The 20091-nt window shown below is 69.6% G+C and carries 18 protein-coding genes and 1 pseudogene; 6 read left to right on the top strand and 13 right to left on the bottom strand.

Annotation, left to right across the window (positions count from 1 at the left end):
* Positions 1-17: 17 nt before the first annotated feature.
* The 3 genes from ACFO6S_RS18055 to ACFO6S_RS18045 form a co-directional block, all read right to left on the bottom strand.
* Complete coding sequence (locus ACFO6S_RS18055) at positions 18-1193, bottom strand: lipase family protein (RefSeq protein ID WP_378419337.1); 1176 nt, start codon at positions 1191-1193, stop codon at positions 18-20.
* A gap of 163 nt (positions 1194-1356) precedes the next feature.
* Positions 1357-2730 (bottom strand): lipase family protein, encoded by a 1374-nt coding sequence (locus ACFO6S_RS18050; RefSeq protein WP_378419335.1) that lies wholly within the window; start codon positions 2728-2730, stop codon positions 1357-1359.
* Between the two features lie 515 nt (positions 2731-3245).
* Positions 3246-3659: a (deoxy)nucleoside triphosphate pyrophosphohydrolase gene (locus ACFO6S_RS18045; RefSeq protein WP_378419333.1), complete on the bottom strand. Its 414-nt coding sequence runs from the start codon at positions 3657-3659 to the stop codon at positions 3246-3248.
* A gap of 15 nt (positions 3660-3674) precedes the next feature.
* Here ACFO6S_RS18045 and ACFO6S_RS18040 point away from each other — a divergent pair, with 15 nt between their 5' ends.
* Positions 3675-3962 (top strand): 4a-hydroxytetrahydrobiopterin dehydratase, encoded by a 288-nt coding sequence (locus tag ACFO6S_RS18040; RefSeq protein ID WP_378419332.1) that lies wholly within the window; start codon positions 3675-3677, stop codon positions 3960-3962.
* Here ACFO6S_RS18040 and ACFO6S_RS18035 read toward each other — a convergent pair.
* A complete protein-coding gene (locus ACFO6S_RS18035) occupies positions 3907-5163 on the bottom strand; it encodes a mannosyltransferase (protein ID WP_378419330.1) in 1257 nt (418 codons plus the stop codon). The genes ACFO6S_RS18040 and ACFO6S_RS18035 overlap by 56 nt on opposite strands.
* A gap of 430 nt (positions 5164-5593) precedes the next feature.
* Between ACFO6S_RS18035 and ACFO6S_RS18030 the strand changes: the two genes are divergently transcribed.
* From ACFO6S_RS18030 to ACFO6S_RS18015, 4 genes are all read left to right on the top strand, one after another.
* On the top strand, positions 5594-6355 hold the full coding sequence (locus ACFO6S_RS18030) for an Rv1157c family protein (RefSeq protein WP_378419328.1): 762 nt from the start codon (positions 5594-5596) through the stop codon (positions 6353-6355).
* 86 nt (positions 6356-6441) lie between these two features.
* Positions 6442-6774, top strand: a complete 333-nt coding sequence (locus ACFO6S_RS18025) for a hypothetical protein (protein WP_378419326.1) — start codon at positions 6442-6444, stop codon at positions 6772-6774.
* A 34-nt stretch (positions 6775-6808) separates the two neighbouring features.
* On the top strand, positions 6809-7324 hold the full coding sequence (locus ACFO6S_RS18020; protein ID WP_378419325.1) for a nuclear transport factor 2 family protein: 516 nt from the start codon (positions 6809-6811) through the stop codon (positions 7322-7324).
* A gap of 277 nt (positions 7325-7601) precedes the next feature.
* The gene (locus ACFO6S_RS18015) at positions 7602-8090 is read left to right on the top strand and encodes a hypothetical protein (RefSeq protein ID WP_378419323.1); all 489 of its coding nucleotides are present in this window, start codon (positions 7602-7604) and stop codon (positions 8088-8090) included.
* A 40-nt stretch (positions 8091-8130) separates the two neighbouring features.
* Here ACFO6S_RS18015 and ACFO6S_RS18010 read toward each other — a convergent pair whose 3' ends face one another.
* The 4 genes and pseudogenes from ACFO6S_RS18010 to ACFO6S_RS17995 all read right to left on the bottom strand — a co-directional run bounded on the left by ACFO6S_RS18010 (position 8131) and on the right by ACFO6S_RS17995 (position 12013).
* Entirely contained in the window at positions 8131-8853 is a 723-nt protein-coding gene (locus ACFO6S_RS18010; RefSeq protein WP_378419321.1) for a DUF1906 domain-containing protein, read from the bottom strand.
* A 139-nt stretch (positions 8854-8992) separates the two neighbouring features.
* Entirely contained in the window at positions 8993-9625 is a 633-nt protein-coding gene (locus tag ACFO6S_RS18005) for a CBS domain-containing protein (protein ID WP_378419461.1), read from the bottom strand.
* A 51-nt stretch (positions 9626-9676) separates the two neighbouring features.
* Positions 9677-11053, bottom strand: a pseudogene (locus ACFO6S_RS18000) (chloride channel protein); the annotation flags it as partial.
* Positions 11054-11215: 162 nt separating this feature from the next.
* Positions 11216-12013 carry a CPBP family intramembrane glutamic endopeptidase gene (locus ACFO6S_RS17995; protein ID WP_378419319.1) on the bottom strand — a complete coding sequence of 266 codons (798 nt, stop codon included), beginning with the start codon at positions 12011-12013 and terminating at the stop codon, positions 11216-11218.
* A 173-nt stretch (positions 12014-12186) separates the two neighbouring features.
* Between ACFO6S_RS17995 and ACFO6S_RS17990 the strand changes: the two genes are divergently transcribed.
* Positions 12187-13884: a fumarate hydratase gene (locus ACFO6S_RS17990; protein WP_378419317.1), complete on the top strand. Its 1698-nt coding sequence runs from the start codon at positions 12187-12189 to the stop codon at positions 13882-13884.
* A gap of 85 nt (positions 13885-13969) precedes the next feature.
* Here the strand turns inward: ACFO6S_RS17990 and ACFO6S_RS17985 are convergent, their stop codons facing one another.
* The 5 genes from ACFO6S_RS17985 to ACFO6S_RS17965 form a co-directional block, all read right to left on the bottom strand.
* Entirely contained in the window at positions 13970-15322 is a 1353-nt protein-coding gene (locus tag ACFO6S_RS17985) for an MFS transporter (protein ID WP_378419315.1), read from the bottom strand.
* Complete coding sequence (locus ACFO6S_RS17980) at positions 15322-15675, bottom strand: hypothetical protein (protein ID WP_378419313.1); 354 nt, start codon at positions 15673-15675, stop codon at positions 15322-15324. Before ACFO6S_RS17980 ends, ACFO6S_RS17985 begins: the two co-directional genes overlap by 1 nt.
* Positions 15676-15767: 92 nt before the next feature.
* A complete protein-coding gene (gene htpG / locus ACFO6S_RS17975) occupies positions 15768-17699 on the bottom strand; it encodes a molecular chaperone HtpG (protein ID WP_378419311.1) in 1932 nt (643 codons plus the stop codon).
* Positions 17700-18039: 340 nt separating this feature from the next.
* Complete coding sequence (locus tag ACFO6S_RS17970; protein ID WP_378419309.1) at positions 18040-18636, bottom strand: methyltransferase family protein; 597 nt, start codon at positions 18634-18636, stop codon at positions 18040-18042.
* Positions 18637-18640: 4 nt separating this feature from the next.
* Positions 18641-19981 carry a WS/DGAT domain-containing protein gene (locus ACFO6S_RS17965; RefSeq protein WP_378419308.1) on the bottom strand — a complete coding sequence of 447 codons (1341 nt, stop codon included), beginning with the start codon at positions 19979-19981 and terminating at the stop codon, positions 18641-18643.
* Positions 19982-20091 lie beyond the last annotated feature (110 nt).

Here is a 20091-nt window from a genome sequence, read left to right as displayed (position 1 = left end):
TGCGATCCCCTATCGGGTCAGCAGTTGGGGGTCGTCGGGTGCCCGACGACCCGGTCGTCGAGCCACTTGTAGGCCGGCGGGATGCCCGCCAGGCCGTAGCCGACATGATCGATCCCCGGTCCCGCCGCGTACTGCACGTTCACCCCGCGTTGGCAGTACTCCCGGACCACGCCGGTCATGCCCCGGTCCGGGATCAACGTGTCCTTCGGGTCGTGGAAGACGTAGAGCGGCATGTCCGGGGTCGCCGCGGTTCGGCCGAGCGAATTCTCCTCGACGACGGCGCGCACCGACGGCAGCGACAGGATGTCACCGACCTTCGAGTACTGCGCCAGGCTGACGCCCTTGGTCATGGCCAGCAGATCCGACAGGCACCCGTCAGTGAGCGTCTTCGCGAAGTCGATGCCCTCCGACGTCAGGTAGTCCTGCGGCCGGATCTGGCTCGGGTACTGCCGGGACAACCCGAGCAGTGTTCCCCAGGCGGTGAATCCGACGGCGGGCTGCGTCGCGCTGAGCCCGGCCAGGTCGCCGGGAACCCCACCCTCAGCGGCGCCGATGATGTTCAGTTCCGGTGCGTACGAGGACTTCTGCTCCGCTGCCCACGCGGTTGCATGGCCACCGCCGGAGTAGCCGTACATCACGATCGGTGACCGCGAGAGTCCCAGCGGCTCGAAGCGCTGCGCGGCGCGAATGCCGTCGAGCACACCGTGGGCGGTCTGCCTGCCTGCGATCCAGGCCATCTCCGGGCCCTGGTAGTCGGAGGCAACCACCGCGTAGCCGAGCGCAAGCATGGGCGAGATCAGGGCCAGGTCCTGCCCCTTGCCCGCGGGCAGCGTCACCGACGGGTTGCACTCGAGACCGAGCGCGTCCATGGCCTGCTGCTGCGAGAGCAGCGGCCGCTCGCCCGGTCCGGTCCACGGACGATCGGGAATCATCACCGTCGTCGTCGTGGTCACCGGCGTGCCGAACGAGTCGGTGGTGCGGTAGAGCAGCTGAGTGGTCTTGACGACCGGCCAGGCGGTGTCCGCGGGGAACCGCACCTCGACCGGGCGACTGCGGATCACGTCGCCGTTCGCGTACCCCGACAGATCTGCGGGACCCTGGGACCAGTTGTCCGCCAGCGGTGTCGGTCCGGGCAGCGGCACGGCCGCCGCAGGCGCCACACCCAGCGTCACCGCCGCCGCCAACGCACCCACGGTCGCCGTGATGAACCCCGAAAATGCTCTAGTTGAACGCAACACGTTTGATGTCTTCCCCTCAGTTGGCCCGGCCGACCCTGACAGCGATTTCACAGCAACTGGGGCCGCCGGTTTCCCGACGGCCCCAGTCGATCAACTCAGTGTTCAGCTAGCTCTGTGTTCAGCAGTTGTCCGGCGCCATCTTGTGCGCGAACCGGTCATCCGTGTAGTCCATCAGCTCGTTCCAGTGGTTCATGCTGACGTCGACGTGACCGCCCGGAACCTGTCGGTAGTCGACGGTCGCCCCCGCGGCGCAGTACTTGCCGACCATCGCCGTCGTCGACGCGGGCGGCACGATGCCGTCCTCGGTACCCTGGACGATCAGCATCGGAACCTCCGGGATCTGACCCGGCCGCGCGGCCTGGTTCAGCTCGCCGACCGCCACCGCCTTGGGCCAGTGCGGAATCGGGTCATCGGACTCAGGCCAGTTCGTCAGGCTCTGCAGGGTGCGCGTTCCGTACCCGTCCGGACCGGTCCCGAGACCGTCACCGAGCATGCACGCGTCACCGAACTGCTGAACGACCTTCTTGCCCTCCTCGGTGAAGAACCCGTTCGGATCCGCTTCCTCCGGGTACTCACGGAACAGCGCGACCACCGCCGCCATGTAGAAGAACGAGGTGCCCTTCCCGTTGTTCTGACGGCCCGTGGCCAGGATGTCCAGCGGCGGACCTGCCATCGCGGCACTGATCACGTTCAACTCCGGCGCATAGCTCGGAGCCAGCTGGGCACCCCACGCCGTGGCGTGCGCGCCACCGGACTGACCGACCAGCGCCACCTCGGTGTCGGCCGCGAGTTTGAGATGACTCTCGGTGGCGCGGATACCGTCGAGCACCGAATGCCCCTCGGTGTTACCCGCAATGAACGAGGACAGCGGGCCGTTGTGGTCCGGCGCCGACACCGAGTACCCGCGCTTGAGTGCCTCCTGCAAGAACGGCACCGCCACCGACAGGGTGGTGATCGGGTTGCCGTCGTTGAACAGCACCGACGGCTGACACTTCATGCCGAGGCTGTTGGTCGCGTGCTGGTAGGAGATGAGCTTGCCCGCACCCACACCGCACTCGCCGCCGCCGCCGAGCGATCCGCCCGCGGACCCGAGCAGCGAACCGATCGACCCGGACGAACCGGCCGAACCGCCCCCGCACTCCGGTGTGAACACGGTGGTGACGGTGAGGGTCGGCTGATCCTGCGAATTGAGGGTCTTGTAGGCGAGCTGCCTCGCCCGGCCGCCGACCAGCGGGATCGGCTGTACGTCGCGCTCCCGGATGACGGCGCCGTTGTCGAGCGATCCGATGTTCGCCGGCGGACTGTAGAAGGCGTCCTTGAACGCGCCACCACTGCTGCCCAGGCTGCCGAGACTGCCCCCGCCACCGGCGAAGTCGCTGTTCTGGCCGTAGAGCCAGTCGAGGCTCGGGTCACCGGTCGGGTTGGCCGGGGTCTGCGCGTTCGCGGTGACGCCGGGAGCGGCCACTGCGAGGGCGACGGCCGCGGATACCACCGCCGCCCTACGAATCGCTGTCGATAGATGTCGGGTTCGCACCGGTACACACACCTTTCCTCGGGGATGCAGCCACAGAGACGAAACTGGCCGACGAAGCCGGCCGAAATTCGTTACTGGCAAGCAAATCCGCCCGAGCCGGCACCGTGCCCGCCGAACGGCGAGGTGAAATTACCACCCGAATTGGGCAGTTTGTAATACACATTTCCAGCGCAAGATTTACGGAAGGCCGATTACACAACCGTCACACCGCTCGCACGGACGTGCCGCCGAAACCCACGCCACCACCCATCGGCAGCCAATACCCCTGGTCAAACGGGAAACCTCCGGCCGAACTGGACATCCGTCCCGATAACCACGACCGAGACCCGACGGCGCCTCACATCTCATTTCTGCATCGGACACCGCCCGCGCGTGTGCAGCGGCAGTTACGGCTCACCCGGCTGGGGAATTCCGGCACCCATTGCCCGAGTCACCCCAAAGCCCCCGGCCCCGAATTGCCCGAGAACGGACCGCTACTTCCGGGCGCGCTCCACACTCAACATCGCCAACAGGTCCGGCAGCCAGGCCCTGTCGTTCGGGACCAGGTCCGCGGCCGTGAGCTCCGCAGGCCCGACCCAGCGCACCGCCGAGTGTTCGAGGGCCGTCGGCTCGCCGTCGAGGAGCGTCACCCGGTAGGCGCGCAGCACCATCCCGTTCGGCAGCGGGACGTCCGCCCCGACCCGGCCGCCGACCGCGGTCCGCACGCCCAGTTCCTCGACCAGTTCCCGGCGCAGCCCGTCCGCCGGCGTCTCGCCCGGCTCGACCTTGCCGCCCGGCAGCTCCCACATCCCGGCCAGCTCCGGCGGGGCCACCCGCTGGGCGAGCAGCAGTCGACCGTCCGCCACCATTGCCGCCGCCGCGACCTCTCGCGGTTCACCGCTCTGCATGGGACCATCATTGTCATGGCCGAACTGCTGTCGGACACCGAGGTAGCCGCCGCACTGACCGAACTGCCGCAGTGGCGGCGGGACGGGGACGCGATCGTCCGGCGACTCGAATGCTCCACGTTCCCGGACGCCATCGCGCTGGTCGACCGGGTGGCCGTGGCGGCGGAGTCCCGCAACCATCACCCGGACATCGACATCCGCTGGCGCACGGTGACCTTCACCTGCTCCACCCACTCGGCGGGCGGCCTCACCTCGTTGGACGTGGACCTTGCCGGGGAGATCGATCGGCTGGCCGGGGACTGACCCGCCCAGCCCAGATCAGCCAGAGGTAGAAGGCGAGCGCGCCGACGGCGTTCACGGTGCCCAGCCAGGCCAACACCCCGGGGCGCGAGATCAGCCAGATCGAGTCCTGGAAGAAGCTGAGAATCCACGGCACCCCGACCAGGATCGCTGCCAGCCAGCAGCCCGCCAGCACTCGCGAACCCAGGCGGTCCGACAGTGGGCCGTGCACCAGCCAGATCAGCATCGGGATCAGCCACACCCAGTGGTGCGACCACGAGATCGGCGAGATCAGCAGTCCGAACAGCTGGACGACCACCAACGTGCCCAGTAGGTCGTCGGGACCCAGCGCCCGCCAGGCAGCCAGCGCGAGGACTGCGGCCACCGCGACCGCCGTCAGCCACAGCCAGCCGCTCTCCACGTCGTGTCCGGCCACTCGGCTCAGCGCACCGCGCATCGACTGGTTCCACACCGAGCCGACGGGTCCGATCCGGGACGCGTCGCCGAGCAGGTGCTCGAAGTACTGACGCGCCTCCGATCCGATGAGCAGGTAGCTGATCCCGACGGTCCCCGCGAAGGCGACCGCGGAGAACACCGCCGCCCGCCAGCGGCCCCGCAGCACGAAGTACATCCCGGTGATCGCCGGGGTGAGCTTGATGCCGGCGGTCAGACCGACCAGCCCACCAGCCACCCACCAGCGAGGGCTGCGGACGGCCACCATCGCGCCCAGTGCGAGGAACACGTTGACCTGGCCGTAGTCCAGTGTCGATCGCACCGGCTCGGTCCACATCCCGACCGCGGTCCAGATCAGTGCGATCGACGTCCAGCGGGGATCGAGCGCTCGGGAGCCCAGCACCAGTTCCAGGCTCATCCTGATCAGCAGATAGAGCGCACCGATCGTGAGCAGTTGCCAGAGCACCCCCACCAGCGTGAACGGGAGGTAGTGCAGCGGCAGGAACACCAGGGCCGCGAACGGCGGGTAGGTGAACGGCAGCGGGAAGTCGGGCGTGAGCTCCGAGTAGGTGAAGTCGTAGAGGTTGCCGCCGAGCAGCGCGGCCGAGCCGTCGACGTAGACGTGCAGGTCGACCAGGTTCATGCCGTTGGGGCTGAGGAACCCCCAGGCCATCCTGACCAACACCGAGACCGCCAACAGGACCGGCGCAAGTCTCAGCACGCGCTCGGCGAGGGGTCCCGTTCGCGGGCTTCGCGCAACAGTCGCGGACACGGAGGTGGTCTCGGGCACAGTGTTCGGGTTCTCCCGTGTGGTGTGGGCGACGGGTCGAACCCGAAGTGTTCGCGGGCGAGCCTACTTGACCGCTCGGTCGGCGCTCGCCGCACCGCTGGGCGCACCGGTGACCGACCGGACGCACCGATCAATCACATCAATCACATCAATCGCATCCATAACAGTTGCATCAACAACACCGTGTATCACTCTGTTCACAGGCTATGGTCACCGGACAGCCCAAAACGACCGAGTGTGTGAATACAATGCCCCAGACAACTCGGGACGTGAGACCCTTCGCATCCCGGTTCGCCGCGGGGTTCACTTTTCAAACGCTGTACAACCGCCAGGCAGCCTGCACTAGAGTGGCCCCTCGACACGAGTGGCCGGCCAGGCCAGCCGACGCTTGAGTAACAAGGATGGGGAGACCGTGCTTCGTACGCGAGGAACGCGCAGAACGATCACCGGAGTGGCGCTTGCCGCCGCAGCAGCATTGGCGGTACCGGCGAATGCCTTCGCCCAACCCGCACCGATCTCGGCTCCGGAGGTCCTGAACATCGAGGCGCTCGCCTCGATGGCACCGGCGATCATCGGCGCCGCGGCCGGACCCACCGACATCGCGGGCGCCCCGCAGGCCGAGCTCCTCGCCCAGGCCAAGGCCATGCTCGAGGCGGCCAACCTGCCCCCGCAGACGAAGGCCACCCTGGAGAAGGTCATCACCTTCCTCGACGGCAGCGGCGGCGGCGGCCCCGACCTCCCGCCTGCGGACGGTCCTGCCATTGCGCAGTTCCTCTACCCGTCGATCGGCAAGGGCTGCATCGATGGCACCGGCGACTCGATCGCGACCGCGCTGGCCGTGCCCGGCCCCGCCCACCTGCCGCCTCCCGGGCCGAACGCCGAGCAGACCGGCTTCGTGTTCACCGCCCTCGGCACCGGCAAGGCCAGCGCCGAGCAGCCCAACCCGCTGACCGTCTCCTGGGTCAACATCGACAACCAGCGGTCCGGCACTGACACCCTCACCACCGCCGCGCGGATCAACCCGGACGGTCCGGCCACCCTCTCGGTCATCTCCGACACCGGCCGCGGCCGCGTGCTCTCGGTGATCTCCGGCGGCCTGACCACCGACAAGGAGGGTGGCGCTCCCGTCACCTGCAGCTTCCTCCCGACCCTCGGCATCGCCACCGTCGGCTGACACCGACCGCCAGGTTCGACTCCAGAAGGGCCCCTCGCACTGCGAGGGGCCCTTCTGCATCCGCAGGCACTGTGGTAGACCGAGGAATGGCCTCCCCCAATTGCTGGAAGTCCAGCCACTCCCGGCGTTCGATCCTGTCGATCCGCTCGGAGGGTTCGATCCTCTCGATCGGATCCGCCTACTCGATTCTCTCGATCGGCAGTGTGGGTTCGTTCCTGTCGATAGGCTCGATCGGATCGGCCGGCTCCGCGCTGTCCAGCGGCTCGTTCGGCAGCATCGGGTCGGCGCTCTCCGGACTGTCCCAGTGGTCGCTGCTGTCGTGGCGCGGCACCCGCGAGAGCCCCGGGGACCGTCCGCTGCACGTGTTGCCGGAGGAACCGGAGCTGGCCGCGTCGCCGCTGGCACACACCCAGACCTGACCGTGCACCCAAGCTGACCCGGGAGAAGAACCACGTGACCGACCTATCGACGAGCACCGCACGCTTCACCAAGGCTGAGCTGGAAGAGGCATTCCAGGGCTATCAGGACACCGTCGTCGAGGCCACCCGGACCGGGGACTGGAACCTCTTCGCGGAGATGTTCACCGAGGACGCGGACTACATCGAGCACGCCTACGGCACGTTCTCCGGTCGCGAGGAGATCCGTGAGTGGGTCGTTCGGACGATGACGGCGTTCCCCGGCAGCCACATGACCGAGTTCCCCGCCGCCTGGCACACCGTCGACGTAGACCGCGGCACGATCATCTGCGAGATCCGCAATCCCATGCGCGATCTCGGCGACGGCACGATTCACGAGGCCTCGAACCTGACGATCCTGCACTACGCGGGCGACGGCCTGTGGTCGTGCGAGGAAGACATCTACAACCCGATGAAGTTCCTCAGGATGACCAAGCGCTGGTGCCGCAGCGCCGAGGCCGCGGGCACCCTGCCGGACGAGGCCCGGCAGTGGCTCGCCGCGGTCGGCGCCTGACGAACACCGCCTGCCCACACCCGGGCGCGACGCCGACTACTCCGGGGCGACCTGGGTGGTCGGCGGCGTGGCGGGCTCGGCCGAGCCCGCAGAGATCCCGTCGTAGAGGTTCGCGGCGACCGTGTACAGCAGGTTCACGATGACGTCCATGGGTTCTCCGATTCCGGCGCGACAGTAGATTTCTCACGACGGTACCGCTACTGGTCTGCGGATTCCCCGCGAACCGCCCGAGGTCGACATCCGTGGCTCGGCACTACCACGGGGTTACGCTCCGAACATGAGAATCGCAGCAGCTGTAATCACCGTCTCTGCCCTTGCCTTCGCCGTCGTCGGGTGTAGCTCGGACGACTCCGGCAGCACCGACTCCACCCCGAACAGCGCCAAGGACAACGTGTCCGCCGCGCTCAGTTCGGCGGCCAACGCGGCAGAAGGTGCGGCGTCGTCGGTCGGCGCGGCTGCCGAGTCGGCCGCCTCCTCCGCGGGCGCCGCGGTCAGCACCCTCGCCAGCCAGGCCCGCGGCGCCGTCGACACGGCCAAGGTCGCGACCTTCACCGCCACCTTCAAGGTCCGGTACCCGAGCCTCGCCGAGGGCCGCGACGACGCGGTGATCGGCGACATCCTCGAGCAGACCTGCGCCGACATCGATGCGGACAAGCCCGAGTCCGAGGTCGTCACCTCGCTCGAGGCCAGGGCAGGCAACGAGGGCACCGCCGCGACCCCGGAGCAGGCGCAGGAGATCTACAACATGGCCAAGCCGGCCTGCTGACCCGCCGACCCGACTGACTCGGGCGGTGGTCGTTGACCGGTCAGGCCAACGACCACTGCCCGTAGTCGGCGCGCAGGATCGAGTTGAGGTCGATCCCGACACCGTCGATCGCCCGCTTGTCGATCTCGTACTGGTGCAGGTGTGCGGCCGGGTGCACATAGCCCTTCGGGGTGCCCCAGTTGTGCTGCCAGAAGTACGAACCGAGACCCACCGCGCGCACGGCGTCGATGGTCCCCGAGTTCGCGTACACGCCGGTGTTCGCGTGCCCGATCACCGACTCCCAGCCCTTGAGGTACGGCAGGATCTGGGTCGCGATCTCGATTGCCGTCGGCTTGTCGTCGATGGAGGCGTAGATCGGCCGGTCCTGCGGACCGCCTGCCGCCAGGTGCAGTTCGAGTCCGCGTTCGGCGTGCCGTTGACCCGCCGCGTACCCGCCGTGCCAGTCCGCGGTGGCAGCCTTGCCGAACTGGTAGCAGGAGACCACCTCCAGGCCGACGGCGGTCAGGGCGTCGGCCTCCGCGGCGCGCATCGGCTTGCCGGTCATCCACGCCGCGTCGGGACGCGGGTCGGAGACGTACCGGATCGCGCCCACGTGGCCGGCCGCGAGGATCGCCGCGGCGTCCGGCACGCCGCCGGAGTAGTCCACCAGCGTCCCGAGGCTCGGTTCGGCACCCGCGACCGGGTTCACGCCGAGCGCGGCCACCCCGAGCGCCGCCGAGCCGGCCGCCGCGTACTTGAACAGGTTCCGACGTGACACATTCACGGTTGCCTCGCAATTGCTGATAGGCGATCAGGTCCGAGCCTGTGCATTCCATCACAGCCACTCTGGGCTCGCCAGTTCACTTCCGTTTCAGCAGTCACACGGCACCCTCCCGTTCCCCGTCGAACCTCGGGACGACGCCTCAGCTGGCGGGCCGGTTGCCCGGGTCGTTCCCCACGACCGCCCACCGCGCGATCTCGAGCAGGTCCGGACGGCCGAGGACCGTCACCACGTCGCCGACGCGCAGCACCACCGAGGCAGTGCCCGGCAACACGGCGTCACCGCGCTGCACCGCAAGCACCAGGCAACCGCCGGGCAGCACACCCTGCCCCAGCGGACGTCCCAGCACCGGGGCACCGGCACCGACCCGCGCCTCGAGCACATCCACGTGCGAACCCACGTTGCTCACCCGCCGTTCCTCGGCCTGCACCTCGGTCCGGTACCCGTGGACCAGATCGCGAACGGCGACGATGCCCCGGACCCGTCGCCCCTCGTCGAGGACGCTCACCCAGCGGACCCGATCGGACATCGCGTCCAGCGCCTGGTCGAGGTCTCCCGCGATGCCGACGGTCGGGGCGCTCGCATCGACCCGACGCGCGAGCGGCCCGGCCGCCTCGTCCGCGGGCAGGCCGTCGAGGTCGGTGCGGGCGACCGTCCCGACGAAGCGCCCCGCGCCGTCGACCACCGGCGCACCCGGCACCGCGGCGACCCGTATCCGCTCCGCAGCGTCGGCGCAGGTCGTCTCGGCACCGAGCACCAGCCGGGGCTCGGACATCGACTCCGCCACCGCGACCCGTCCCAGCAGCGGCATCCCGAGCCGCACTCGTGCCGCGCGGGACTCCTCGCGAGTGCCCAGTTGCGAGCGGTAGATCGTCTTCCCGGTGCGCTGGACGATCAGGTAGGCGAGCCCCACGGCGAGCATCGCAGGCGCGAGGACGGTCAGGCCGCCGGTCATCTCCGCGACCATCACCATCACCGCCAGCGGCGCGCGGGCGATGCTGCCGAAGCAGGCCATCATGCCCACGATCACGAACGGCGCCGGGCTGTCCGGGATCCCCGGAGCGAACGGCTCGAGCACCCGCCACACCCCGGCACCGACGAACGCGCCGATCACCATGCCCGGACCGAAGATGCCGCCGGAGCCGCCCGAGCCGATCGACAGGGAGGTGGCCAGGATCTTCGCCAGCGGCAAAGCCAGCACCACCCACAGCGGGATCGCCATCAGCTCGTCACGGCCCAGCGACTGCTGCACCCACCCGTACCCGCTGCCGAGCACCTGCGGCAGCACCAGCGCGAGCAGGCCGACCAGCAGTCCCCCGACCGCCGGCTTGAACATCGCGCTGCCGGGAGCCGCGGCGGCCAACGCCGTCACCCGGTAGAAGGTGCCGGAGTACAGCAACCCGATCAGCCCGCCGAGCACCCCGATGATCGCGAACCACACCAGGTGCCACGGATCGGTGAAGCGGTAGTCGGCGGCCGCGTAGCCGAACAACGGCGCGAACCCGAGCAGCGAGCCGAACACCGAGTAGCTGACGATCGAGGTGATCAGACCCGGGATCACCGCCTCGAAGTCGAAGTCGTCGCGATAGGCGATCGACCCGGCCAGCAGCGCCCCGCCCAGCGGCGCCCCGAAGATCGCGCCGATGCCGGACCCTATGCCCACCGAGACCGCGATCCTGCCGTCCCGGGCCGGCAGGTCGAGCGTCCGGGCCAGCAGTGAGCCGAATCCCGCGGAGATCTGCGCGGTCGGTCCCTCCCGGCCGCCGGACCCGCCGGACCCGATCGTGATCGCCGAGGCGACGAGCTTGACGACCACGGCACGAACCCGAATCTTCCGGGGATTGTGGTGGATCGCGTCGATCGCGTCGTCGGTGCCGTGACCGGCGGCCTCCGGCGCCCAGGTGAACACGACGAACCCGGACACCAGCCCGCCGAGGCACACGATCAGCGGGATCGCCCACGGCCGGGTGAAGTCGCCGCTCCCGGCGCCGCCGCCCTCACCGGCCGCGGCGGGCGGCGTGTAGCCACCGAGCACCCCCAACAGCAGATGCGTCGCCTGGGTCAGCGCGAGGTAGAACACGACGGCACCGAGCCCCGCGATGACGCCGATCGCGACGCCGAGGACCAGCCACTTGCGCAGGTAACTCGACCGGCCGATCCAGCCGCCCAGCGAGGTTCCGGCCGACCGCACGCTCTCGTGCAGTCGGTCCTTCGCCGCGCGGGCCGCGGACACCGTCAGCCCGCTCCGGCCGCCACGGCACTGACGAGTCGACAGTCGCTGGCCGTCATGGTCTCTGAGACTACGGCAGCTCCCGCCGGCTCGGCCGGTGTTCCCGGGCCAGGACGGAGCGCTGCCGGGGCGGCGTCAGGACACCGACACGTGCCAGACCAGGGCGGCCGCCAGCGCGCCGATCCCGTTGAGCGACCAGTGCAACGCGATCGGCGCGAGCAGGCTGCCGCTGCGCCTGCGCAGCCAGGTGAAGACGAATCCGGCGGCGGCGGTGGCCAGCACCGCGCCGAGGATGCCAAGGACCTGGCCCACGAACCCGCCCCCGAGGATCCCGGTCAGCCCCTGGTTCCCGGCGGTCAGTCCCAGCGACGACGCGATGTGCCAGAGCCCGAACAGCAGCGAACCGGCCGCGAACAGCCCGCGGGCGCCGGTCACCCGGTCGAGGGTGCCGTGCAGCACCCCGCGGAACGCGAGCTCCTCGGGGATGACGGTCTGCAGCGGAATGACGACCATCGACGCGATCAGCGCGCCGGAGACGGTGGCGTACCGCTCGGAGAGGAAGAACTGTCGGGTGAACGGCAGCGCGATGCCGACCGCGACCACGGCCAGCACCAGCCCCACCGCGGCGAGCGCGTACTTCGAGCCGGCCTTCCAGTGCCGGGGCGAGAGGCCCAGTTCGGCCCAGTGCAGGCCGCGGCGTCGGCTCAGGGCGAGCAGCACGAATGCCGCGATCGGCACCGTCGCGATCGACGCCCAGACGGTGGTGAAGTGCGCGACGAGATTGGTGGCGACCAGGACCGCGACCACCACCGCGACGTCGATCCAGGAACGCAGGTGTACCCAGGATCGCGGGTCGAATCGGCCGAGGGGACGGGTGACGGCGGCAGCGGCCGTCCCCGCGGTGGCGATCACCGGTCCGGTCGTCGGCTGCATGCGTCTGCTCCCCCGGCGACCGAGGTCGAACGGCCACCGACAGTCCATCGTACGGACGCCCGGAGCTGATGCCGGTGACGGCAATCACACCCATCGCCCCGGCTGGGGCCAGGTGAAACGCCTGAGACTAGCCTTGTCGCGAACTTTCCACACCCCCTTGCTCAGGAGAGACGATGGCCGAATTCCTTTACGAGGACCTGCTCCCGATCGGTGAAGACACCACCGAATACCGGCTGCTCACCACCGAGGGGGTGTCCACCGTCGAGGGACCGGACGGCCGCACCTTCCTGAGCGTCGAGCCCGAGGCGCTGCGACTGCTCACCGAGACCGCGCTGCACGACATCTCGCACTACCTGCGCACCGACCACCTGACGCAGCTGGCCAGCATCCTCGACGATCCCGAGGCGTCGAACAACGACAAGTTCGTCGCGCTGGACCTGCTCAAGAACGCCAACATCGCCGCGGCAGGCGTGCTGCCGATGTGCCAGGACACCGGCACCGCGATCGTCATGGGCAAGCGCGGCCAGCAGGTGCTCACCCCCGGTGACGACGAGGAGTCGATCGCCCGCGGCGTGTACGACGCCTTCACCCGGCTGAACCTGCGGTACTCGCAGAACGCCCCCATCACCATGTGGGACGAGAAGAACACGGGCAACAACCTGCCCGCGCAGATCGAGCTGTACGCGGACACGGCCAAGGGCCACGAGAACGCCTACAAGTTCCTGTTCATGGCCAAGGGCGGCGGCAGCGCCAACAAGTCCTACCTGTTCCAGGAGACGAAGGCGATCCTGAACCCGGACTCGATGATGCAGTTCCTCGAGGCCAAGATCCGCGCCCTCGGCACCGCGGCCTGCCCGCCGTACCACCTCGCGATCGTGGTCGGCGGCACGTCCGCCGAGTTCGCGCTCAAGACCGCCAAGTACGCCTCGGCGCACTACCTCGACGAGCTGCCCAACGAGGGCGCGATCACCGGCCGCGGATTCCGCGACCTGGAGCTCGAGGAGGCCGTGCTGGACCTGACCCGCAAGATCGGCATCGGCGCGCAGTTCGGCGGCAAGTACTTCTGCCACGACGTCCGCGTCGTGCGTCTCCCCCGCCACGGTGCCTCGCTGCCCGTCGCGATCGCGGTCTCCTGCTCCGCGGACCGTCAGGCCAAGGCCAAGATCACCCCCGAGGGCGTGTTCCTCGAGCAGCTTGAGTTCAACCCGGGTCGGTTCCTGCCGGAGGTCACCGACGCCCAGCTCGACGCCGACACCGACGGCATCTCGGGCACCGGCAAGGGCGCCGCGGTCAAGATCGACCTGACCCGGCCGATGCCGGAGATCCTCGCCGAGCTGTCCAAGCACCCGGTCAAGACCCGGCTCTCGCTGACCGGCCCGCTGGTCGTCGCGCGCGACATCGCGCACGCGAAGATCAAGGAGCGCCTCGACGCCGGCGAGGAGATGCCGCAGTACCTCAAGGACCACCCGGTGTACTACGCCGGTCCGGCCAAGACCCCGGAGGGACTGGCGTCCGGCTCGTTCGGACCCACCACCGCAGGCCGGATGGACTCCTACGTCGAGCAGTTCCAGGCGGCGGGCGGCTCGATGGTGATGCTGGCCAAGGGCAACCGCTCCAAGCAGGTCGCCGACGCCTGCAACACCCACGGCGGCTTCTACCTCGGCTCCATCGGCGGCCCCGCGGCCCGGCTCGCGCTGGACTGCATCAAGAACGTCGAGATCGTCGAGTACGAAGAGCTCGGCATGGAGGCGGTCTGGAAGATCGACGTCGAGGACTTCCCCGCGTTCATCGTCGTCGACGACAAGGGCAACGACTTCTTCGCGCACACCGGTGAGGTCACCGTGACGATCGGCAAGCGCCCCGGTCTGTGACCTGACGCGTACGAAACCGGCCCGACGGGAATCGCTCCCGTCGGGCCGGTCTCGTTGTGGGGCAAGAAGTTCGCGGGACCGCCGCTCAGCCCTCCTCCAACGCCGTCCCGCGCAGTTCCGGCAACGCCACCGTCGCGGCCGCGGCGATCGCGAAGGACACCGCGAACACCCCGAACACCAGCGGGTTTCCACCGCCGGTGAGCAGCCACGGCACGATCAGCGGGGCAATGATCGAGGCGATCCGCCCGAACGCCGCGGCCGCTCCGGTCCCCGAACCACGGGCCGTCGTCGGGTACAGCTCGGGCCCGATCGCGTAGAGCGCGCCCCAGGCACCGAGGTTGAAGAACGACAACGCCATGCCGGCCACCACGATCTGCGTCGGCGTGTCCGCCAGGCCGAATGCGCCCGCCGACACCGCGGAGCCGACCAGGAACAGCGCCAGGGTGCCGCGGCGGCCCCACGCCTCGATCAGCCAAGCCGCCACCGCGTAGCCGGGCAGCTGCGCGAGGGTGATCACGAGCGTGTACTGGAACGACTTGACCAGGTCGAAGCCCTGCGCGACCAGCAGGGACGGCAGCCAGATGAACGCGCCGTAGTAGGACAGATTGATGCAGAACCAGATGGTCCACAGCGCGCCGGTCCGGCGCCGCAGCCGACCGGACCAGATCGACTCGACGCCGTCGGCGCGCGCCCCGACCGGCGCCGGCGGCACCGGATCGACCCCCGGATCGGGGATCGCGCCCCACAGTGGCGGCGACTGTTCGAAGGAGCGCACCGCGGCCTCCGCCTCGGCGTGCCTGCCCTTTCGTTCGAGGAATCGGACCGACTCGGGCAGGCCCATCCGGACCACCACCGCGTACGCGGTGGGCACGACGCCGACCGCCAGCGCCCAGCGCCAGCCGTCGTCCCCGAGCGGCACCACGAAGTAGCCGATCAAGGCGGCCAGGATCCAGCCGACCGCCCAGAACGCCTCGAGCGCGACCACCATCCGGCCGCGCTGCCTGCGCGGCGCGTACTCGCTGACCAGGGTCGACGCCACCGGGAGTTCGGCACCGAGACCGAGCCCGACGACGAACCGCAGCACCATCAGCACCGCCACCGAGCCGGCGAGCGCGGTGGCGCCGGTCGCGATGCCGTAGATCAGCAGGGTCGCCGCGAACACCTGCCTGCGCCCGATCCGGTCCGCGAGCAGGCCGCCCACGCTGGCGCCGATGGCCATCCCGACAAAGCCGATCGAGCCGATCCAGGACAACTGGGTCTTGCTCAGCTCCCAGTGCACGGCCAGCGCCGCCATCACGAACGAGATCAGCCCGACGTCCATCGCGTCGAGCGCCCACCCGACGCCGGAGCCGAACAGCAGCCGGCCGTGCCTGCGGGTGAACGGGAGCCCGTCGAGTCGTTCGGTGCGGGTCCGGGCGTCCGGACCCGCAGGCTCCACTACGACGTCCAGAGCGCCGCGATCAGGACGGTGACCACGGACAGCCCGCCGACCGCGTGCACCAGGTTGACGTTGGGCTGGCCCTTCTTCTGCCTGGCCCGGGTGATCTCCGCGAGGGCGACGATGACGAGGGAGAGCACCAGCTTGACGGCGATCTTGGCGTGGATGTAGTTCTTGTCCAGCGCACCCTCACCGAGGCCGACGATGATCAGCCCGGTGATGAACTGCGCGCGGGCACCCCACACCATCACCTCGGAGATCCGCGGCGCGGTCAGCACGGAGAAGTAGCCGCCGACCAGCGCGGCCATGCCCAGCAGGTGGCAGACGACGATGAGGTTGTACAAGACAGTCATGCCCGCACCCTATCGCGGTGCACGAGTTCCGCCCTCCCCGATCGCGTCGGATCGGGAAGGGCGGAAGGACTTCGCTGCTGGCCGCTTTCGGGCTAGACGGTGCCTGCGAGCCGGGTCGCGAGCAGTCCGGTGAACCGTGCCGGGTCGTCGAGCTCCCCGCCCTCGGCGAGCAACGCCATGCCGTAGACGAGCTCAGCGGTGTCGGCCAGCCCCGCGTCCTCGGGGCGGGCGTCGTGCGCGGCGCGCAGCGCGGTCACCAGCGGGTGGCTCGGGTTCAGCTCGAGGATCCGACGGGTCGTCGGGACCGGCTGCCCGGACGCCCGGTACATCCGCTCGAGCGCGGGCGACATGCTGAACGCGTCGCCGACCAGGCAGGCCGGGGAGGTCGTCAGCCGGCTGGACAGCCGCACCTTGGTGACCTGCTCCCCGAGCGTCTCGGTCATCCAGTCGAGCAGTCCGGCGAATTCCTTCTCCTGCGCCTCGCGCTCGGACTCGTTGGCGGCCTTGTCGTCCGCGCTGTCGAGGTCGACCTCGCCCTTGGCGATCGACTGGAAGGCCTTGCCGTCGAACTCGTGGACCGACCCGACCCACATCTCGTCGACGGGGTCGGTGAGCAGCAGTACCTCGAGGCCCTTGGCGCGGAACGCCTCCATGTGCGGGGAGCTCTCGAGCAGCTGCCGCGACTCACCGGTCGCGTAGTAGATCTGCTCCTGGCCGTCCTGCATCCGCGCCACGTACTCGGCCAGGGAGGTAGACCCGTCCTCGCTGTGGGTGGAGGAGAACGACGAGATCTCCAGCAGCACATCACGGTTGTCGGTGTCGGAGAGCAGACCCTCCTTGACCGCGCGGCCGAACTGGGTCCAGAAGGTGGCGTAGTCCTCGGGACGCTGCGCCTTCATCTCCTTGATCGTGGCGAGCACCTTCTTGGTGAGCCGACGCCGGATCGCCCGGATCTGCCGGTCCTGCTGCAGGATCTCGCGCGAGACGTTGAGGGACAGGTCCTGCGCGTCCACCACGCCCTTGACGAACCGCAGGTACTCCGGCATCAGCTGGTCGCAGTCGTCCATGATGAACACGCGCTTGACGTAGAGCTGCACGCCGATGCGGCCGTCGCGGTTGAACAGGTCGAACGGTGCGTGCGAGGGGATGAAGAGCAGCGCCTGGTACTCGAAGGTGCCCTCCGCCTTCATCGGGATGACCTCCAGCGGCTCGTCCCAGGCGTGGGCGATGTGCCGGTAGAACTCCGTGTACTCCTCGTCGGAGACCTCGTCGCGCGAACGCGCCCACAGCGCCTTCATCGAGTTGATCGTCTCGGACGAGGTGGTGACCTGTTCCGCCTCGCCGTCCTCGGTGGCGGGGATGCGACGCTCGACCTCCATCCGAATCGGCCAGGCGATGAAGTCGGAGTAGCGCTTGACGAGTTCCCGGATCTTCCGCTCCGACGTGTAGTCGTGCAGGTGGTCCTCGGTGTCCTCGGGCTTGAGGTGCAGGGTGACCGAGCTGCCCTGCGGCGCGCCCTCGACCGTCTCGATCGTGTAGGTGCCCTCGCCGGTGGACTCCCAGCGCGTCGCCTCGCTCTCGCCGGCCTTGCGGGTGAGCAGGGTGACCTTGTCGGCGACCATGAACGTCGAGTAGAAGCCGATGCCGAACTGGCCGATCAGCTCCTCCGAGGCGGCCGCGTCCTTGGCCTCCTTGAGCTTTCGTCGCAGGTCCGCGGTGCCCGAGCGCGCCAGCGTTCCGATCAGGTCGACGACTTCCTCGCGGGACATGCCGATGCCGTTGTCCCGCACCGTGAGGGTGCGCGCGTCCTCGTCGATCTCCAGCTCGATGTGCAGGTCGGAGGTGTCTACGTCGAGGTCCTTGTTGCGGAACGCCTCGAGCCGCAGCTTGTCCAGCGCGTCCGACGCGTTGGAGACCAACTCCCGCAGGAAGGAGTCCTTGTTCGAGTAGACCGAGTGGATCATCAGGTCCAGCAACTGGCGGGTCTCCGCCTGGAACTCCAGCTGTTCAACGTTCGTGTTCAATCCGAATCCCTTCGACAGCAGAACCTCTGCTTCCGGCTTGTCGTCGGAATGATACGGCGCTCCCCACGGTCATTCCGAGCCCCGGACGCAGATGAGGCCCGCCGGAGCGAACGCTCCGACGGGCCTCAACTGAATTCTGCTGGGTGTTACGGACCGACGACCAGCAGGTTGGCCAGGTCGGCGGCGGTCGCATCGCCGAGATGGGGGCGCAGTGCGTCAAAAAGGATGGTGGACATGAATTTGGCTCCGTTCGATGACTCGTCGAGTCGTCCCGTGCTGGCCGGAAAACCCGCGTACAGGTAGCAGGGTATCGGCGTCCGGGCCGCCCCGCCACCGGCCCCTAGAAGACGAACGGAATCAGCCGCTTGGTCCGACGCATGTACGCCCGGTACGGCGCGCCGAGTCCCTCGGCGAGCACCCGCTCCTCGCGGGGTATCCGCACCGCGTAGGCGAGCAGCAAGCCGAGCACCGCCAGCGGGGCGAGCCAGTTGGTGTATGCGACGGTGAAGCCGAACGCGCAGGCCAGCGCGCCGGAGTACGACGGGTGCCGAATCCGCCGGTACAGGCCGGTGTCGATCACCGTCCGCCCCGGCGGGGTCCGCACGGCGAAGCTGAAGGAGGACCCCAGGTCGTGCACGGCACGCAACCGCAGTCCCTGACCCGCCGCGGCGATCACCAGTCCCGCGACGAACAGCCAGCCGGCGCCGGTGGTGATCACGGTCGCCGGCACCAGCAGACTGACCGCGAGGCCGCCGCCGTAGGCGACGAGCAGGCCGAGCCCGACGGCGAGGCCGCTGCCCGCGTCCGGGTCCTCGCCCGCACCGACGGGATGGCTGCGGCCGATCAGGTACTCCGAGACCGCCCAGGCCGCGGCGGCGAGGGCCAGCACCGCGGCCGCCGCGGGGTGCGCGGCGAAGTACGGCTGCGGCGAGCTCATGGGTCTAGACGGTAGGTGTCCGGCCCGCCCGGCGCAGCGCGTCGCGCACCTCGTCGACCGCCTGGTGCAGCATCTGCTCGTACCCGTCGACGTCGTCGAGAACCGCCGGGCTGGTCGCGACGCCGATGGTGACGGTCCCGCCGATCCCGTGCACGCCGTGGGTCAGGCCCATGAACTGCGAGAGCGCCGGGAATCCGGAGGTGAACCGCACCGCACCGCCGCCGAGGGTCAGGTCCGCCGGGCCGCGGTTCACGCTCGACACCACGGTGTTGCCGGTGACGGCGTCGGGAATGGCTGTGAAGTCGAACTGCTGGACGCCCCAGCGCACCAGCGGGCCGGGGACCGAACGCAAGGCCCGGTCCGCGGCCGCCGCCGCGGGGTGCCCGCCGCGGATCCGGGCCCGGTCCATCGACGCCGCGATCGCCGCGGCGCGCTCGTGCGGGTCGGCCAACTCCGGGTGCAGGTCCACCGCCACGTTGTGGAAGTGGTTGCGCGACTGAGCCGCACCGGTCTTCGCGACGGTCACCTCCGCAACCAGCGGGCCGTCGCTCCCCCGCTCGGAGAGGTAGCGAGTCAGGGCGAGCGAGATCGCGGTCAGCGCGCCGACAGTCACGGTGACGCCGCCGCCCCGCAGGTCCGCGGCGTCGCAGACCACCATGCGGACCAGCCGATCCTCGTCGGGCTTGGCGTTGGTCAGCCCCTTGGGGTGGCTCGGGGGCGGCGGCGGGACCAGGCCGGTCGCGGAGTCGTGTTCGAGGGCCCGGTGGGTGCGGTGCGCCGGCCACGCGGCCGCGACCAGAGTGGCCAGCTGCCACGGCAGCCGGACCGCGGCCGCGGCCACCGCGAAGGCCGGCCACCACGGACGGGGCCGGGGACCGGATTCGGGATGGCTGGGTCCGAACAGCGCGCGGGCCAGGTCCGCGGCGCCGCGACCGTCGGCCAGCGCGTGCGAGACCTGCAGCACCGCGACGGCGGCGGGGCCCACGCCGCCCGGGGCGCCGCCCTCCACCCCGAAAAGATGCAGACGCCAGGGCATTTCACACGGATCGAGCCGTGCGGCCAGCAGTTCCTCCACCGCCGAGCGGCACCGCGTCCAGGTCGCGGCCGTCCCGTGCAGCAGTACCTGGCCGGCGTCGATCTCCCCCGCCACCCAGTACGGGTAGTCCGCGTGGAACGGCACCTCGCGGACGCGCAGTCGCAGGTCCGCGACGGCGCCTGCCCGCGCCAGCAGCTCGGTCCGGACCGCGTCCAGGGGCCGGTCCGGGGCGTCGAAGCAGTACAGCAGGAACTGGTCGGTGGGAATCTTCCGCGAGATCCAGTAGGTCTGGGCGTCAGGGGGACTCATCCGCGGCACCGCCGGAAGATATCACCGCCCGACGCCGCCGACGACCGGTCGGGCGTCACCCGCAGCCGCGGTGCGGTCCCGGGACCGCCTCGGCCGTCCATTGCCATGCG

The organism is Rhodococcus kronopolitis (genome assembly GCF_042654025.1).
Taxonomy (GTDB): domain Bacteria; phylum Actinomycetota; class Actinomycetes; order Mycobacteriales; family Mycobacteriaceae; genus Rhodococcus_G; species Rhodococcus_G kronopolitis.
This window is presented reverse-complemented; position numbering and strand designations above follow the sequence as displayed.